Here is a 17,820-nt window from a genome sequence, read left to right as displayed (position 1 = left end):
GGCTATTTCCCGCTGCGGACGCCGTCGCGCAGGCGCGGATCGACGATGAAATAGAGGATGTCGACGAACAGATTGATCACGACGAAGACGAGGGCCACGAAGACCAGATAGGCAGCCATCACCGGCACGTCGACGACCTGAACCGAGTTGACGAAGAGCGAGCCGACGCCGGGCCACTGGAACACCGTCTCGGTGATGATGGCGAAGGCGATGACCGAACCCAGCTGCAGGCCGGTAATGGTGATCACCGGCACCATGGTATTGCGCAGCGCATGGCCGAAATTGATGGCCCGCGTCGACAATCCGCGTGCTCTGGCAAAGCGGATATAGTCGGTGCGCAGCACTTCGAGCATTTCGGCGCGAACCAGTCGCATGATCAGCGTGAGCTGGAACAGCGACAGGGTAATGGCTGGCAGGATCAGCGAGCGCAGGCCGGACTCCGTGAGAAGCCCCGTCCGCCACCAGCCGATATCGGTCACCGTGCCACGACCAAACGATGGCAGCACTTTGAGCTCGACGGCGAAGACGTAGATCAGGCCGATGCCGATCAGGAATGTCGGCAGCGACACGCCAATCAGCGATGCCGTCATGATGACGCCGCTGGTGAAAGCGCGGGGGCGCAGGGCGGTGTAGATGCCCATGACCACGCCGCCGACGAGCGCGATGGTGGCCGAAGCCAGTGCCAGCTCGATGGTTGCCGGCAGGCGCTCCATGATCAGCTTGGCGACCGGCTGTTGCAGGCGGTAGGAAATGCCGAACTGGCCCTGCAGGGCATTGGTCACGAAGTGATAAAACTGGATGTAGAAGGGTTGGTTGAGCCCGAGCCGCTCCCGCAGCTCTTCATGGTCAGCAATGGTGGAATCCTGGCCGAGCATCGAGGTGACAGGGTCACCGACATATCGGAACACCAGGAAGGCAATGAACGCCACGACAAGCATGACGATGACGGACTGCAAGAGTCGTCGAACAACGAAGGCGAGCACGGTGTCCCTCCAAAATTGAGAACCGCCGCAACATCCCCGAGAAAGGTGGCGTGCGGCGGTTCTGGACTTGCAGGAAAGACTACTGGAACGTGACCGTGGTCATGCGTGGCTGATCTTCCGGATGGACCGGCAGGGTCATGCCCTCACGCATGGCGTAGGACAGCACCTGGTTGTGGATCGGCAGCAGAACGCGGTCTGCCTTCACCACGGCCCAGATCTCGGCAATGCTCGCATTGCGAGCATCCAGATCGGTCTCGGTGCCCAGCGCAATGATCTTCTCATCGAGTTCTGGGTTGGAGTAGAGGCCGCCATTGTAGGTGCCGTGCTTGTCGGTCTTGGTGTGCACGAGGTCGTTGAACACATAGGCCGAGTCAAAGGTCGGAACGCCCCAGCCGAGCAGGTAGAAGTCGCTCTGGTTGTTGATGACCAGTGGCGAGTGTTCGGCTACTGGACGCGAGGCGAGGGTCACCTTGATGCCGATCTGGCCGAGCATGCCCACGAGGGCTGTCGAGATCGCCTCGTCGTTGACATAGCGGTTGTTCGGCGTGTCGAGCGTGATCGAGAAGCCATCTGGATAGCCGGCTTCAGCCAGCAGCGCCTTGGCCTTTTCGAGGTCGGGCTTTGGATAGGCGTCGAGCTCTGCGGTCCAGCCGTTCACGAATGGTGGGTTCGGGATACCGGTTGGGATCGAGTTGCCACGCATCACGACCTGCTTGATCGCATCGCGATCGAGCGCCAGTTCGATGGCTTCACGCACTAGCGTATTGTTGATCGGGTTGCTGTCGGTGATGTTGGACGACTTCAGCGGCTCTTCGCCAAAGCGGTAGCCGAAATAGATGAAACGGTTCTCTGGACCGGTTTCGATCTTGAAGCCGGCCGAATTGCGCAGACGCTCAATGTCCTGCACTGGAACGTCCTGCACCAGATCAACGTCGCCCGAGAGCAGCGCTGCGATACGGGTCGCCGCATCGGTGATTGGCAGGTAGACGATTTCGGTAACGGCTGGCGCGTCGGCCCAGTGGCCTTCAAACGCGGTCAGCACGGACTGCACGTCCACTTCGCGGGACTTCAGCACATAAGGGCCGGTGCCGTTGGTGTTGAGAACGGCGTAGTTGCTCTCGCCAGCGGCAAAGTCCTGCACGTTCTGCAGGCTGTGCTCTTCGGACCAGTCCTTATCCATCACGAAGGTGTTGGTGATGTTGTTTGGATAGAGCGGGGAAGGGCCGATCATCTGGATTTCGACGGTGTGGTCGTCGATGGCGGTGACTTCGGCCACTTCAGCATGCAGCTGCTTGAGGTTGGAGCCGTCCGAGCGCGCGCGGTTGAACGAGAAGACCACGTCTTCAGCGGTGAAGTCAGCGCCGTTGTGGAACTTGACGCCTTCGCGCAGCTTGAACACCCAGACGGTAGGGTCGCCGTCCTTGACGAACCATTCGGTCGCCAGACGTGGCTGCAAATTGCCGTCGCTGTCGCGGTCGAGCAGGGTTTCATAGATGTGGTGGGCGAAAGTGTGGGTCACGCCCTGGTTCTGCGAGTGAGGGTCCAGGGTCAGCGCATCAGAGGCGCGCGCCCACCGGATGGTCTCAGCATTGGCAGCCCCGACAAGCATAGTCGAGGCGATAAGCGCAGCCGTAAGGCCTGCGAGTGACTTCTGCATCTAGTTCTCTCCGTTCCTTAACTAGTGCCTCCTCAAATTCGTCTAGTGGGAGGCTTAAGTCACACGAAAGCCTAGTTCACCTCTCAAATCAATTGCGCCAAATATGGCCAGCATTCGATTTTGCGGTGAGATGTTTTCGGTAATATCTGAAAATGTAGGAAATATTTCTGATGGGTACTTCGTAATTCTGCTTCGCCGGGAAACTATACGAGAGCCTGCACTTGGCATGCCTCGTATACGGAGCCCAGCCGACATTTCTTCCATCTGTGTCAGAAAAATTTCCGTGAGCGCGAATAGCCGGCAGAAACTCGTGGATAGCCGGCTTGTCGTTGCCAAACAGTCAGATCAGGTCTGCTGGCCGAGCTGATCGCTGATGATGTTGATCAGCACATCGATCATCACCGAGAGCGCAACGCGCTCCGTCGGCACAAAGCCGAACGGGCTTTTCTGGCGGAAGGCATTGATCGGGATATTGATATCGCCAGCCTGCGCCAGGGGCGAGCCCGTTGGACACATGGAGATGACCTTGGCGCCTGCCGTGCGCGCCACTTCAATATTGGGCATGGGGTAGGTGGTGACGCCGGAGAAGGACAGCACCAGCACCGCATCCGATGGCGTCAGCGACAGCGACGAAAACATCTGCAGGGCCGGGTCGGCATAGGCCGTGCTCAACAGGCCGAGCCGGGCGAGGCGGATCTGTGTTTCTCCCGCCAAAAAGCCGGAGGCGCCGTGGCCATAAATGTCCACCCGGCGCGCCGCCGTCAGCACGTCCACCGCGGCGATAACCGGCGCGCTGTCGAAGTCCAGGGTCAGGTCATTGATCGCCGCGATCGAGCGCTGGCAGGCCTCGGCCAGAATGCTGCGAATAGGGTCCTTGGACGTATTGGGATCGCGGGGCGGGGTCTGCACCATGACAGCCACCGCCTGCGCAAACTTCAGGCGGAACTCGGAATAACCATCAATGCCGAGGCGGCGGCAGAACCGCAGCACGGTCGGCTCGCTGACCCCGGCAATCTTGGCGGCATCGGCCAGAGACCACGAAATCACCGCCTGCACATTGGCCAGAACGGTTTCAGCCACCTTGCGCTCGGAAGCGCTCATTTCATTCAGCGATGCCCGGATTTGCGCCAGCACGTCGTTCACCCTCTCCGACACACCGTTCCGCTACGGCCGCTCTCAAGACGCTTCCAGATACGAAAAAGCTGCTGATCCCTCAAGCTCATACCCTGCGGTCGCGGCGACAAGGCTATGCACTCGTTCGATGTCGAGCAAGGGCGCCAGCATGGTTTGGCTGGTGTTTTCGGCGCGGCACAGCAATTGTCCGCCAGCCGCTTGCACAAGCTGCATCCCCGCTGCGATATCCCAGGCACCGCAACCGAGATCGACGGCGACCGAGGCGCGCCCCGCCGCAACATAGGCAAGATGCAGCGCGGACGAGCCGAGCCGCCGCACCGAGCGGAAATGGGCAACGAGATCGGCAAAGCGTTCGAGCTCGTGCGCAGAGGGCCTGCGTCCCTCGCGTGGCAGGTTGGTCAGCACTTCGGCCAGATCGTCGGTCGCGCCCAGACTGCCCGGTGCCAGCAATTGTCCATTGATGTGCAGTCCGCTGGCATGGGCGGAAAACAACTCGTCGCGCATCGGGTCATAGACCACGCCAGCCAGCGCTTCGCCCTGGCTGGTGGTGGCAGCAATCGAGACGCAGAAGAATGGCAGACCCGAGACGAAATTGCTGGTGCCATCGAGCGGGTCGACGAACCAGAGCACGTCGCCCTCACCCTGCCAGCCGGTTTCCTCGCCCAGAATTCGCGAGCCGGGAACGCCTTGACCGATAATGTCGCGGATCAGCTTTTCAGATTGGCGGTCGACGACGGTGACGAGGTCGGCAAAGCCGTCCTTCTGTTCGATGGCAAGTGAGGTTCCACTTGCGGCGGCCAGAAAGGCTTCGCGAATGAATGCCCCGGCCTTGCGGGCGGCGTCTTCGGCAACGGCAATGATGGCTGCCCGGTCAATATTGGTCATGCTTGGTCTTTCGATCGGGCTCTGCGGCCCGTTATGGATTTTTATGAAACGCTCGGGTCGAGGCGATCACGCAGCCAATCGCCGAGTATGGAGACGGAGAGGCTTGTCAGGGTAATGACGGCTGCCGGGGCCAGCATGATCCAGGGAGCAGTGGTCAGGTAATCGCGACCGAACCCGATCATGTTGCCAAGGCTTGAATCCGGCAGCTGTACGCCGAGGCCGAGGAACGAGAGGCCGCTTTCGGCCAGAATGACCTCAGAAAAACTCAGGGTCATGGTGACCACCAGCGTGGCGGAAACATTGGGCAGGATATGGCGCATGAACACGCGCATCGGCGAAGCACCCAGTTGCATCACGGCACCGGCATAGCCCTTGCCCATGGCAGAGAGCGCGAGGCCACGGGCCAGGCGCGCATACCGCTCCCAGCCATAGAACGCCATGAGCCCAACCAGCACGGGAACCGAAGCGCCGACAAAGGCGGACACGGCCAGCGCCATGATAATGAAGGGCAGGGCGGCCTGAAAATCGACGAACATCAGGATGGCGTGTTCGAACACACCCCGGCGTTGCGCAGCGAGAAACCCGAGCACCGTGCCGATGGTCGCCGAAAGGATTGTGGCCAAAGCTGCGATCAGCAGGGACGAGCGGATGGAGACGAGCAGCCGCGACAGCACATCGCGACCAAGTTCGTCCGTGCCCAGCCAATGGCCGGGACTGCCCGGCGGCACCAGACGGCTCATCAGGTCGATTTCGCTGATCTCGTAGGGCGCCAGGACATGGGCCAGAGCGGCGATGACGAACATGGCCAGCAACCAGGCCGAGGCGAGTTCCACCGCAAGCGGCAGGCGGCGCAGGGCGGCGATGGCGCGGGAAAGGCGCGATGGCTGCGTTATTGCAGCAGGGGGGGCGGTCATGTCCGTCATGCGTGAGCCTTGTTGCGCGATTTCGGATCAAGCCAGGCCTGCAGCAGGTCGACCGTGAGGTTGGCGCAGACCATCAGCACCGTGATCAGGATCAGGATGCACTGCACCACGGCTAGGTCGCGCGCAGCGACCGAGATGATCAGCAGACGTCCCATGCCGGGCCAGGAGAAGATGGATTCCACCACAACCGAGCCCGCAATCAGCGAGCCGACCATCAGCCCGATAATGGTGAGCAGCGGCAGGATGGCATTGGGCAGTGCGTGCAGCCTGATGACGTCGCGCCATTTCAGGCCCTTGGCCGAAGCGGCGCGAATATAGGGCGCGTTGAGCACTTCGAGCATGGCACTACGGGAATAGCGCGCCACTAGGCCAATGCTGACCGTGCTCATGGTGATGATCGGCAGAACGCCATGCAGCCAGCTGCCTTGACCGCCCGAGGGCAGCACGCCCAGGGTGACCGAAAAGATCAGTACCAGCACTAGGCCCACCACGAAGGAGGGGACGGTAAACCCGGCGACTGCGGCAAGGATCACCGTGCGATCGAGCAGGCTGTTGCGATGCAGCGCCGCGACGATGCCAGCCGGAATGCCGATGGTGAGCGTCAGGATCAGCGAGGGGATAGTCAGCGACAACGTTGCGGGCACCCGTTCCAGCACAAGCGGCAGGGCGGGCAGGCCATCGCGCATTGAGTCGCCAAAGTCACCGGCAAAGATCGACAGCACATATTTGGAATACTGCACCCAGAATGGCTCAGTGAGGCCCCAGGCCTCGCGGAACGCATTGAGAGCAGCGGCGGGCGCCATCGGGCCCAGCACTGCAATTGCAGGATCACCCGACAGGCGCAGGATAGAAAAGGCGAAGGTAATGACGAGCATGAGCGTGGCAAAGGCCCGCAGCAGCCGCGTCAGCGCAAAACTCATCATGCGGCAGCTCCCCGGACTTCGGCAACCAGATGACAGGCCACCCGGCGGTGTTCGGCGTTTGAATGCAGTTCGGGCACGGAGGTCCGGCATTGCGCGACCGCAACCGGGCAACGCGGATGGAAGGCGCAGCCGGATGGTCTGGCCGCTGGATTGGGCGGCTCGCCCTGCAGGATCACCCGATCGCCCAGCGGTTTGCCGGGAATGGGCACGCTCGACACCAGCGCCTTTGTATAAGGGTGCTGCGGATTGGCGAAGATGACGTCGGCCGGAGCTTCCTCGACAATGCGGCCGAGATACATCACCGCAACGCGGTGGGCGATGTTGCGCACCACCTTGAGGTCATGGCTGATGAACACCATAGCCACTCCGCTCATGCGCTGCAGGCGGCGGAAGGTGTTGATGACCTGCGCCTGGATCGAAACGTCGAGTGCCGAAACCGGTTCGTCGCACACCAGCAGCACGGGCTTTGAAGCCATGGCGCGGGCAATTACCGCGCGCTGACGCTGGCCACCGGACAGCTCGTGTGGGCGGCGCGACAGATGCACGGGCTGCAGGCCGACATCGCGGGCCACCTCGTCGACACGCTGCGCGCGCTCTTCAGGCGTGCCGATCTGGTGAATGTCGAGCGGCTCGCGGATCTGTTCGGCGATGGTGAGGCGCGGGTCCAGCGCGGCCAACGGGTCTTGATAGATCAGCTGCATTTCGGCGCGCTGTTCCCGCCATTGGCGTGACCCGGCAGGGCTCAAGGCCGCGTCGCGAAAGCGCACATCGCCTGCAGAGGCGGGGGCGAGGCCCAGCAGCACTTGGCCGAGAGTAGATTTGCCGGAACCGGATTCGCCAATGACAGCAAGGGTTTCGCCTTGCTCGACGCTCAGGCTGACATCTTCCACAGCCCGCACGTAGGATTTGGGTCGGAACAGGCCGCCGTGCCCGGCATAGGTGCGCGAGACATTGTTGGCTTCAATGATTGGGCTCATGCCAGCGCGGCCTCACGCAGTGATGGATTGGGGAGGGCCGCGTGCCAGCAGGCCACGGCGGCGCCGTCTCCGCGCAATGGCGGAATGGCGGTGGCGCAGGTCTCGTCGGCCCGCGCGCAGCGTGCCGCGAAGGCGCAGCCGGGGGGCAGATGCGATGGATCGGGCACGGCGCCTGGAATGGTCAGGAGATCATCCTGCCCGCCATCGAGCCGCGGAATGGAGTTCAGCAAACCCACGGTATAGGGATGGCGCGGATGGGCGAAAATCTCGGTGACCGCGCCGGTTTCGACAACGCGCCCGGCATACATGACGGCAATGCGGTCGCACACTTGAGACACGGCGCCCAGGTCATGGCTGATAAAGATCAGAGCCATGCCGGTTTCGCGGCGCAAGCGGCCCAGCAGGTCCAGAATCTGCGCCTGAATGGTGGCGTCGAGCGCCGTTGTGGGCTCGTCGGCAACGAGAATATCGGGGCGGCCAGCCAGGGCCATGGCGATCATCAGGCGCTGGCTTTGCCCGCCGGAAAACTCGTGCGGATAGAGATTGAAGCGCGCCGCACGGTCGGGAATACCAACCAATTCCATCAGCCGCAGCACTTCGGTCTTGGCCTCGTCGCCGCGCAGATTGGTGTGCAGCGTCACCGCCTCGACCAGCTGCGGACCAACGCGGCGCACTGGGTTGAGGCAGCTGGAGGGGTCCTGAAAGATCATGGCAATGCGCCTGCCGCGCACGTTTTCGAGTGTTGCGCGCGGGGCGTTGCACAATTCCTGCCCCTGAAAGCGCACCGAGCCGGATGTGGCCGCCATGCCGGGCAGCAGGCCAAGTGCCGCCAGCCAGGTGACGGACTTGCCGCAGCCAGATTCGCCCACGACGCCAAGGGCTTCCCCGGCAGCGATATCGAGGTCGATGCCATGCACAACCCGACTGGTGCCGAACGTGACCTCAAGACCACGAATGGCCATCAATGGAGCGCTGTTCATGGCAGGGCCGCCTGTACCCGGAGTGGCCGGTCGGTCACCAGATAATCAACCGGACGGAGGGCGCAGAAATCGCGATAGAGCCCATCGCCTGAAGTGGCGGCGAGGCTATCGAGGGCACCGCCAGCCACCGGCATGACGGCATCGGTGATGATCTTGTGTCCGCTGGCCTTGGCGGTCGCAAACAGCGCGAGGGACGCATCCTGCGGAACATACAGCGCCAGGCGATGGCTGGACGCCAAATCGGCATAGTGGGCTATGTCTGCCGCGCTGGTCACCAGAACGGACACCAATGCGCGATGTGCCATCTGTATCGCCGTAGCGGCCTGTTCGGGCGAAAACGTCAACAGAATGCAGCGCGCGTCGAGGTTCCGCTCGGATAGCGTTGTCAGCAGATCATCCCAGCCGACATGCTTGGCATCCAGCATCAGTTCCATTGCAGGATGGCTCGCCGTCCAATCCAGCAGTGCGTCGAGCGACAGGATGCCGTCAGCGCTCACCGCGCCGTCCGGGCCGCGCAACTTGAGCGCGGCAAGGGTCTCGTCTGAGGCATCAAGAATGGGGCCGGATCCGGTGCTGCAGCGGTCCAGCGTTTCGTCATGCAGAACGAAGCAATGCCCGTCTTTCGACAGGCGCAGGTCAATCTCGAGCACCTCTATGTCGGCGGCAATTACCGCCTGCATGGAGGACAGGGCATTTTCCACCTGACCATCATCGAGACGGCCGCGATGTGCGACGATGCGGGGCAATTGATTCTCTTGCGCTGACGGATGGAAAGGTGCTGCCGGGGTGAGGGCCCCGGCAGCCGGATGCATCAACCCCAGTTGGAGGGGCGGAAGTCCATGGTGAAGTCGGGGCTTGCCTGCCACTGGATGTCCTTGCGAACGCCGGTGAAGCTGGCATTGCGGTGCAGCACCATATAGGCGGGGTCTTCGCGTTCGGCGATGTCCATCATGCGGGCGAAAGCGTCGCGGCGTTCGGTGCCGTCCAGGCTGGTTTCCAGCGTGCCGACGAGGTTGTCGAACTCTTCATTGGACCAGACTTCGGGGCGAATGAACGAGCCGGGCCCGATGTTGTTGACCATGCCGGAGATTGGATCGGGCATCGATGCGCCGCTCGACCAGTTGGCAACGCCGGTGCTCGGGTCCTTGATGACCGCGCCCCAGTTGTCGGTGAACGGCGTTTCGACGTTCAGGCCAACCTGCTTCCACATCTGCGCCATGACCTGAGCCGTGGTGACTTCGTTGACGTAGTAGTTGTTGGAAATCGGGAACTTGATCAGCTCGCCATTATAGCCGGCTTCTTGCAGCAGGGAGCGGGCCAGATCGGGATTGTATTCCGGGTTCGTCCAGCCATCGACATACATGCCGGCGGATTTGAACGAGGGGAACTGCAGCCCGTTCGGCACATCGGTGCGGCCACCCCAGAGGGCGTCGACAATGGCCTGACGATCGATGGCGTGGGTCATGGCACGGCGGATCAGCGGGTTGGCGATCAGCTCGTTGGCCTTGTTGAAGATGACGATGCGGGCATTCTGTACCGCGCCACCACGGATTTCGAAGTTCGGATTGCCTTCGATGACCTTGATCTGGTCGGGTGGCAGATCGCAGGCAAAGTCGAAGTCACCAGCGAGGAGACCATTCACGCGGCCGCTGACCTCGGGCACTTCCACCCAGGTGATCCGCTCGATCGATGGGCGGCCGCCCCAATAGTCGTCAAACGCGACCATGGTGAGCGTAGCGTTGGGCTCGAAGCTTTCGGTGATGTAGGGAGCGGTGGTGACCGGCTTGCGGGCCCATTCCGCATAGCTGCCGGCCTCGTTCCAGGACCGCAGGCTGCCAATGGTGCCAGCGGCGGCGAGACGGCCGAGAATGGTCAGGTCACCGACGCCATTGTGCAGGCGCACGGTGTAGCGATCGACAACTTCCACGCCGGCAAAAGAGGGCCAGAGCGAACGGGCATAGCTTGGCAGGGCCTCAGGCAGATCGAGCGCCTTTGGTGCGTCGCCAGCCTGCGCCAGAGCTTCGCCCTGCGCGGGCTCGGTCGACCCGAAAACACGCTCACGCGAGAAGGAGAAGGCTACGTCCTCGGCCGTCAGTTCGTCGCCATTGTGGAATTTGACGCCCTGACGCAGGGTGACTTCGATGATCTTGTCATCGATGATCTTCCAGTCAGTGGCCAGGCCCGGCTGAACTTCGAGATCGCCCTGAAGGTTGCGCTGAAGCAGGCCTTCCCAGACGTTTGGCTGCAGAATGCGCGAGCCGGGGATCGACTGCTCGTTCCAGGGGTCGAGTGTATTGCGTGTGGGAAGCGAGGGGACAGCAATGCGGATCGATGGACGTGCGTCCTGACCGAATGCCAGCCGAGGGAATGCGGCGCCCGCTGCACCAGCAACAAAGAGCCCAAGCGCGCCGCGCCGAGTGATAGAAACCATGACCTTTTCCTAGGTAACGAGGACTGTGGTACGCACTTTGTAGCAATACTACATGAATGTTATGTGACTGTAGTTTTGCTTTTGTCGTCGTCCTCGTCAAGGCCGCTTATTCGGCCATGGTTCCTCCTGTCACTGTGTCATGGTGCGGTGCCGGTCTTGGTCGTTCGGCGTCGTGAGGGTGCGCGGGCACGCGGCTTTGGCTCGCCACCAAACTGCTTCACCAGATCCTCAGCAGCCTTGCTCAGGCGTTCGATGTCATCGGTGGTGAAGCTGCGGGGCTTGTGATCGAGCAGAACCAGGGCGCCCACGCTTTCGCCGTCGGCCAGGATGAGTGGTGCCCCGGCATAGAGATCGATGCCGTTGGTTTGCAGAAACGCGTTGTCATCCAGCAGCGGATTGGCGCTATCGGACTGAAGGATCAGGGGCTGGCGTGTTTCGGTGATAATCTTGGTCAGGGCATAGGCGTCGGTGTCTTCGATATGGCGCTCATCGCTCAACAGATTGATGGCCGCGACCGGCATGGCGAAGTCGTCGGCGACCTTCTGGATTGCCTTGCCGAGCGCATCATCGCCCCGACCGGCCCCGGCAAAGGGACGTTTTTTGGCGGGCGCGATGGTGGTTGCTTGCTGATCAACATGGGTCACACGCGCCATCTCCAGCGCTTCGTCCGGGCTGTGCACAATAGCGTCTACGTGCAAGGTGTCGGGGGTCTCGCTGATGCTGACCTCGTTGAGGGCACAGACCAGAAGGCGGATGTCTGGTGCCATACGCGCGATGCGCCGCGCTACGTAACGCGTCTGCGCGCGGATATCTTCGCCCATGAACACAAGGATGACGACCTTTACGCCCTCGAGGTCCAGTCGGCCGATGGCTTCCTGGCGAATGGCGAAGGGCGGCAGCACCCGGCTGGGCATGTCCTGCTGGGCAAAGCGATAGGCGAGCAGCCTTGCCGCACATTCATCGATTTCGCTGCGCCCACCAATCAACAGCAGCTTGCTGGTTTCAGGCGCAGGGGTATCGGCGATTTCGTCGATGACAGCTTCGAATGACTGCACCAGTTGGCGGCGCTGGGGCAGGGCCTCGGGACGATCCGACATCTCCCGATTTGCCAGAGACAGCGCGGGCATCATCACAGTGTCGAGGAAATCCTCGGTGCCATGGGCTTCGATATAGTCCTCGCTGAGATCGATGGCGTCCTCGGCATCCCCCTTGAGCATCCGCTGGTACAGCCGTTCGGCCGGTGACAGCACAGGTTCACTTCCCAACAGCGTCTCAAAGAACTGAAACTGGGGCAGGTGGCGACCAATCACCACCAGACAGACCGTCATCGGCGTGGCCAGGATCAACCCGACCGGGCCCCAGAGTGTGGCCCAAAACATGGCCGACAGTAGAATGGCGATGGGCGAGACGCCGGTGCTCGACCCATAAAGACGGGGCTCGATGACATTGGCGGTAGTGAGATCGAGGATCAGGAACAGTCCCACTGTGAGGATCAGCATGTTCCAGCCGGGATCAACGGCGAAGGCCAACAGGGCCGGAACGGTCGCGATCAGTAAGGCACCGACGAACGGAATATAGCGGAACAGGATGATCAGCAGCCCCCACAGCACGGCGCTGGGCACCCCGATGAGCCAGAGTCCGGTACCAAAGATCACGCCATAGGTGATGTTCACGCCCAGCTGGATCAGCAGGTAGCGCCCGACGCGATGGCTGGCATCGGCGATGGCCATGTTGGTCTTGGAATAGCGGCCGGCACTGACCAGGCGGATGAACCGGTCTTGCAGGTCGCCGCGTCCCATCAACAGAAAGATCAGGAACACCGTGACGATGGCCACCATGGCCACGGGGCCAACGATAGACCCGAGCATGGAGGTGGCGATACCGACCGGGCCGATGGCGTTGGAGATGGTCACGGGGATCGGTGCGCCGGGCCGCGATGCAGCGCCGCCACCCTCAAGCCCCGCTGCCGGTGCCGTCACATGGGCGATGGCGCCATTGATCTGGTCGAACAGCGCTGTGTTGCCGAACTGGGATTGCAGGCTACTGACCTTCGTCATGATGGTCTGCTGATAGCCCGGCAGTTCCTGGGCCAGCTTGACCACCTGCGTTCCCGCCAGAAAGGCGAGGGCGCCGAGCATGGCCAGTGCCAGAACGACAGCCACGATCACCGCCAGCGGATCGGGCAGGTGCGCGCGACGTGAAAGCCAGGTGACCAGCGGCGTCAGCGCAAAGGCCAGCAGAATGGCCAGCACCAGCGGCACAAGAATGCCTGCGCCCAGATACAGAAGCGCGGCCACCATCGCGAAAGTCGCGACACCCTGAAAAATCGACAATTTCGGGCTGCCACCCGTTGCATCAAGCTGATGATCGGCCACAGACATTCCCCCAGTTCGGGGGATGAACACCACGGCGCCCAATAGGTTCCGCAAAGGGCCCGCTCCGGCACAGGGCGGTGTCCCGTGTCGTCCTGCCGGACAAACGAACAAAAGGGGCCGGCAGATCGCTCCGCCGGCCCCTTTCTGTTCAGTCTCAGGCAATCAGCCTATTTTCGTCGCGTTTTGGCGGGTGGTTGGCACATAGGCAACGCAGTCGAGTTCGAACTTCAGCATGGTGCCTAGAACGCCAACAATGGTGCTGCGCGTCGGGGTCGGCTGGCCGAAATACTCTGGATAGATCTTGTTGTAGAGCGCGAGGTCCGCTTGGTCTGCGACATAGGATTTGACGCTGATCACATGATCGAGGCTCAGCCCGCCAGCTTCCAAAATGGCGCGGAGATTGTCGATCGAGCGGCGCATTTCTTCCTCGAAGGAACCGCTGATGATCGCGCCCGTGGTCGGGTCGACCGAGGCCTGGCCCGAGACATACATGAAATCGCCGGCGATGATGCCGGGGCTGAAGGGCAGATTGGAGCGAGCGCCGCTATCGACGATTTTCATCAAGGCAATTGCTTTCGGGTCAGGGGACAAAACGGGCCGGGAAGCTATGGATTTCGCTTTCGGCCCGGCGATCTTCGAGCTTTTCGTAGATCATGGGGAGAATGGTGCTCATCCAGGTGCCGCTATCCACCACGAAACCTGGCCGGCTGCTGTCGAGCACATACGGATAAACGCGGACGGGTTTGGTGAGGTATTCGGGAATGAGCTTGTGCCAGCTGTGGCGCATGTAGCCGCAGACCAGATCGGGTTGAAACTCGATCATCGCCTGTTCCAGCGCAGCCGTATCGTCGTCGGTGCCTTCCTGATTGACCCGGATAACGCGCAGGTCCTGCAGCTCGCGACTATTGGAGCAAGCCTGCTGGAAAGCTTCCAGGCGCGCCTCGCGTTCGGTCGAGTCGAACACGGTATCGAGGTAAAGCACGCGGTTATGGGTGCTGCCGAAGCGGTCGAACAGCGCATCAAAAGCCGGGCGATAATCGATGCGGTAGCTGTGCACGAACGGCAGATCGAGCACCGCGTCGATAACGCTGACCTGACTGGAAGTCGTCCCGATCGACTTGACGGAGGTTTCCCCCGTGACGCCGGTAAGCAGCACCAGATCCAGCCGATCCCACAGCACGATGGGCATGCTGTTATGGGTGAAGCTGCCCATGATGAACTCATGGCCGTCCGAAACGATGTTCTTTTCCAGTGCGATCACCAGACGGGTATAAAACTCGTTGTTGAAGATGCCGCCGCCGACGATGTCGCGGTTATAGAAAAAGCCAATCCGATGATGCGCCTCGGCCCACGGAGCCTTGACGAGGAACGAGCCCTTGCCGACCTGGCGACGAATAACCCCTTCGGTTTCCAAGTCCTTGAGGGTCTTGATCACGGTGATCAAAGAAAAATCACAGAACTTCGTGATCTCGTTCTGAGACTCGATCTTGTCGCCGACCTTGAGGCCATTGGTTTTCCAACGGCGGAACAAAATGTTCCGTAGTTGTAGATGCCGCGGTGTCAGCTCTGCATTCACGGTCAGTCGCCCCAGGACATTTGATTTGCCAAAATGCCGCCGTCCACGAACAGCATCTGCCCCGTGATATAGCGCGCCTCTGGCGATGCAAGAAAGACTGCAGCACCACCAATATCGTCCGGCTCGGCAATTCTCCCCATTGGGATCTGTTGTTTGAGCCGGTTGCGCACCATTGGGGCGTCAAGTCCGGCGCGGGTGAGGGGCGTTTCGACGATCCCCGGGCCAATGCCGTTCACGCGGATGCCGCGTCCCGCGAGCGTCACGGCCAGCGAACGCACCAGCATCAGGACGGCACCCTTGGAGGCGTCATAGATGACGCTGTCCCTCTCCGCGGCTTCCGAATTGGTCGAGCCAATGCAGATGATGCTGGGGTTCTGCTGCTCGGCTGCGAGGCGCCGCACGAAGGCCTGCGTTGCGAACAGATAGCCCTTCACGTTGAGCGCGAATGTGGTGTCGAACATCTGCTCGGTCAGCTCGTCAAAGGCGCTATCACGGAATGTGCCGGCATTGTTGACGAGAGTGTCGAGGCGACCAAAGCACTGATGCGCCTTGGAAATGAAATCAGCCGCGCCGCCCGCACTGGACAGGTCCGCGTGCACGAACTGCACATCGGTCAGCGCGGAAAGTGTCTTGAGCGCCTGCGCGCTGGCGTCATCTTCGCGGTGGGAATTGATGACCAGCCGGGCTCCGGTCCGCGCAAAAGCCTCGGCAATTGCAAGGCCGATCCCCTGTGTCGAACCAGAAACGCAGACAACCCGCCGATCCATATTTACACCCTCGTGGAATTCAATTAGATCATTAACATAATAACATGCTAATAAGGGATGTCGGATGCAAGTCAAGCAAAAGTGGTCGAACGCATCGCTGGTCACGCCAGCCGGTGTGGTCGCGCGAGATTTGCTGATAGTGGACGATCGCATTGCCGATATTGTCCAGCCCGGCACGGCTGTCGGTGATGACTGGCAGGTGCGCGATGCATCGGGAAAGCTGCTGTCGCCCGGTCTGATCGACTTGTTGCAGCATGGTTTTGAGTCTCATCTCTACAATGATGCCGAGCCGGGCGGTGTGGCGGACAGCTCGCATAGCCAGCTTTCGCGCGGTGTCACCGGCTTTCTGCCCTCCATCAGCTGCTTGCCGCCCGCCGAGATGGAGGGGACGCTGTCCCGTCTTGCCGATGAGGTGGCCAAGGCAAGCGGAGCGCGGGCGCTGGGCATTCACAGCGAAGGCCCGTGCTTTAACTCCCCCGGCGCGCACAATCCGCAGAACCTGCAATTGCCGAGCGATGATCTCGCCAAACGCATGCTCGATGCAGCAAAGGGCCGCCTGAAGGCTGTGACGATTGCCCCGGAATTGCCCGGCGCGCAGAGTTTCATCGCAATCATGAAGGCCGCCGGTGTGTCTGTTCACCTCGGTCACAGTCAGGCCAAGCCTGATGATGTGTCCCGCTACGTCTCGTGGGGGATCGATGCCGTGACGCACATGTACAACGTGATGCGTGCGCTCGAGCCCGACGATAGCGGCGTGCATGTGTTCTCGTTGCCCGATGCCTTGCTGGCAGAGCCAGGTCTGGCGCTGGGCGTGGTCGCCGATGGCATTCACGTCCATCCAAAGCTGCTGCAATTGCTGGGGCAGTTGCCCGCCGACCGCATCTTCCTCGAAACAGACTCGATGAAATATGCCGGTGGGGAAGACACAGAGTTTGAATTTTATCCCGGCTATTGGGTCCGCAGCGCACGCGGCAAGGCCGTGCGTGATCGCAATGGTGGGTTATGTGGCTCGTCTTTGACGTCGGACGAAGGCATGCGAAATTACATTGCCATGGCCGGTGTGGACCTGGTGCGCGCGGCCCATGCGACAAGCCTCGTGCCGGCGCGGGTCTTGGGCATGGAGAAGGATCTCGGAAGCATCGAGATTGGCAAACTGGCCGATTTCGTCGTGCTTGATCCTGAAACGCTAACTGTTCTTGAAACCGTCGTCGGCGGACAATCGCTGTATCGGAGCCATCATGATCACTGAGCCCCTACCGCCGATGCGTTATCAGGAAGATGGCAATGTCCATCTCGACTTCCACGGCGCCGTCAACACGACGATCGATTTCATCGTCGCGCGCTATGGCGTTGGTGTGCTGCACGAGATTTTTGCGCGGGTCGGCAAGGACGTCTATCGCGATCTGCATCAGCACCTTGCGGACAACGATCCCAACGAGATGGCGCGACACTGGAAGCATTTCTTTGACCGCGAGGGCGCGGACTACGACATTGCGGTGGGGGATGACGAGATCGTTCTGACGGTCCGCCGCTGCACGGCCTATCACCACGTTGCCAAGATCGCGCCAAGCGTTTCACCCCACTTTTGCGATCAGACGACCAAGACCAATGAGGCGATTGCCGAGGGCACGCCCTTTGCCATCACCACCGAAATCACCGGGCCGGGCGCATGCCGCCAGGTCATCAGGAGGCGCGCTTGATTCCCAGCGATCACTTCACGCGGTTCTACAATGAGGTGTTCAAGTACATCGAAACGCTTGGGCAGCATGAGCTGGACCTGTACTGGCTGGAAATCAGCAAGAACCAGGAACGGCACATCCTTGATCTGATCCAGACCAAGGGCTTCGAGGGAATGCATGAGTACTGGTCTGTCATCAAGGATGAGGAAAACTGCGAGCTCGATCTGATGGTCGATGAGAACCATCTCGAGCTGCAGATGCACGTCTGTCCCAGCCTCACCAAGGCGATGGACAACGACGCCGAGCCGATGAAGCGCTATTGCGATCACTGCGCTGGCTGGATCGGGCCGATCATGGACAAGACCGGCTATCACCTGGTCTACGACATGATCAGCCGCACCGAGCCGCGCTGCGTCATGAAGATCTTCAAGGACCCTGCGCTGGCGCGCGAAGCCGAAAAATCGGCCCAGCTCCTCGCCAACTGGCCCGGCAAACAGGCCGTCTGACGGGGCCTTTGCGACAGGCCAGCC

17 protein-coding genes are annotated in these 17,820 nt (G+C 61.3%); 3 read left to right on the top strand and 14 right to left on the bottom strand.

The window, feature by feature from the left end; genetic code table 11:
- Positions 1–2: 2 nt before the first annotated feature.
- The 14 genes from WH87_RS12210 to WH87_RS12145 form a co-directional block, all read right to left on the bottom strand.
- Complete coding sequence (locus WH87_RS12210) at positions 3–983, bottom strand: ABC transporter permease (RefSeq protein WP_046137492.1); 981 nt, start codon at positions 981–983, stop codon at positions 3–5.
- 79 nt (positions 984–1,062) lie between these two features.
- On the bottom strand, positions 1,063–2,640 hold the full coding sequence (locus tag WH87_RS12205; RefSeq protein WP_046137493.1) for an ABC transporter substrate-binding protein: 1,578 nt from the start codon (positions 2,638–2,640) through the stop codon (positions 1,063–1,065).
- 345 nt (positions 2,641–2,985) lie between these two features.
- Positions 2,986–3,774, bottom strand: coding sequence for a MurR/RpiR family transcriptional regulator (locus WH87_RS12200; RefSeq protein WP_281175249.1), 789 nt, complete (start codon positions 3,772–3,774; stop codon positions 2,986–2,988).
- Positions 3,775–3,816: 42 nt separating this feature from the next.
- On the bottom strand, positions 3,817–4,659 hold the full coding sequence (locus tag WH87_RS12195) for an inositol monophosphatase family protein (protein WP_052726183.1): 843 nt from the start codon (positions 4,657–4,659) through the stop codon (positions 3,817–3,819).
- Positions 4,660–4,700: 41 nt separating this feature from the next.
- Entirely contained in the window at positions 4,701–5,582 is an 882-nt protein-coding gene (locus WH87_RS12190) for an ABC transporter permease (protein ID WP_046137495.1), read from the bottom strand.
- A complete protein-coding gene (locus tag WH87_RS12185; protein WP_046137496.1) occupies positions 5,579–6,505 on the bottom strand; it encodes an ABC transporter permease in 927 nt (308 codons plus the stop codon). The genes WH87_RS12190 and WH87_RS12185 overlap by 4 nt, the downstream gene beginning before the upstream one ends.
- On the bottom strand, positions 6,502–7,482 hold the full coding sequence (locus WH87_RS12180; RefSeq protein ID WP_046137497.1) for an ABC transporter ATP-binding protein: 981 nt from the start codon (positions 7,480–7,482) through the stop codon (positions 6,502–6,504). The genes WH87_RS12185 and WH87_RS12180 overlap by 4 nt, the downstream gene beginning before the upstream one ends.
- Positions 7,479–8,462: an ABC transporter ATP-binding protein gene (locus WH87_RS12175; RefSeq protein ID WP_046137498.1), complete on the bottom strand. Its 984-nt coding sequence runs from the start codon at positions 8,460–8,462 to the stop codon at positions 7,479–7,481. The genes WH87_RS12180 and WH87_RS12175 overlap by 4 nt, the downstream gene beginning before the upstream one ends.
- Positions 8,459–9,208, bottom strand: a complete 750-nt coding sequence (locus WH87_RS12170; RefSeq protein ID WP_046137499.1) for a glycerophosphodiester phosphodiesterase family protein — start codon at positions 9,206–9,208, stop codon at positions 8,459–8,461. The genes WH87_RS12175 and WH87_RS12170 overlap by 4 nt, the downstream gene beginning before the upstream one ends.
- A 65-nt stretch (positions 9,209–9,273) precedes the next feature.
- On the bottom strand, positions 9,274–10,893 hold the full coding sequence (locus WH87_RS12165; protein ID WP_046137500.1) for an ABC transporter substrate-binding protein: 1,620 nt from the start codon (positions 10,891–10,893) through the stop codon (positions 9,274–9,276).
- 137 nt (positions 10,894–11,030) lie between these two features.
- The gene (locus tag WH87_RS12160; RefSeq protein ID WP_197410800.1) at positions 11,031–13,268 is read right to left on the bottom strand and encodes an AI-2E family transporter; all 2,238 of its coding nucleotides are present in this window, start codon (positions 13,266–13,268) and stop codon (positions 11,031–11,033) included.
- A gap of 162 nt (positions 13,269–13,430) precedes the next feature.
- Positions 13,431–13,829 carry a RidA family protein gene (locus WH87_RS12155; protein ID WP_046137501.1) on the bottom strand — a complete coding sequence of 133 codons (399 nt, stop codon included), beginning with the start codon at positions 13,827–13,829 and terminating at the stop codon, positions 13,431–13,433.
- Positions 13,830–13,848: 19 nt separating this feature from the next.
- Positions 13,849–14,799: a GntR family transcriptional regulator gene (locus WH87_RS12150; RefSeq protein WP_046137502.1), complete on the bottom strand. Its 951-nt coding sequence runs from the start codon at positions 14,797–14,799 to the stop codon at positions 13,849–13,851.
- A gap of 47 nt (positions 14,800–14,846) precedes the next feature.
- A complete protein-coding gene (locus WH87_RS12145) occupies positions 14,847–15,611 on the bottom strand; it encodes an SDR family NAD(P)-dependent oxidoreductase (protein WP_046137503.1) in 765 nt (254 codons plus the stop codon).
- 64 nt (positions 15,612–15,675) lie between these two features.
- Between WH87_RS12145 and WH87_RS12140 the strand changes: the two genes are divergently transcribed.
- The 3 genes from WH87_RS12140 to WH87_RS12130 are packed head-to-tail and all read left to right on the top strand — an operon-like array spanning position 15,676 to position 17,796.
- The gene (locus WH87_RS12140) at positions 15,676–16,860 is read left to right on the top strand and encodes an N-acetylglucosamine-6-phosphate deacetylase (RefSeq protein WP_046137504.1); all 1,185 of its coding nucleotides are present in this window, start codon (positions 15,676–15,678) and stop codon (positions 16,858–16,860) included.
- Positions 16,850–17,311: a hypothetical protein gene (locus tag WH87_RS12135; RefSeq protein WP_156458212.1), complete on the top strand. Its 462-nt coding sequence runs from the start codon at positions 16,850–16,852 to the stop codon at positions 17,309–17,311. The genes WH87_RS12140 and WH87_RS12135 overlap by 11 nt, the downstream gene beginning before the upstream one ends.
- Positions 17,308–17,796 (top strand): hypothetical protein, encoded by a 489-nt coding sequence (locus WH87_RS12130; protein WP_156458211.1) that lies wholly within the window; start codon positions 17,308–17,310, stop codon positions 17,794–17,796. Before WH87_RS12135 ends, WH87_RS12130 begins: the two co-directional genes overlap by 4 nt.
- The last annotated feature ends 24 nt before the right edge of the window (positions 17,797–17,820 follow it).

Source organism: Devosia epidermidihirudinis (assembly GCF_000971295.1).
In the GTDB taxonomy this organism is placed as follows: Bacteria; Pseudomonadota; Alphaproteobacteria; order Rhizobiales; family Devosiaceae; genus Devosia; species Devosia epidermidihirudinis.
This window is presented reverse-complemented; position numbering and strand designations above follow the sequence as displayed.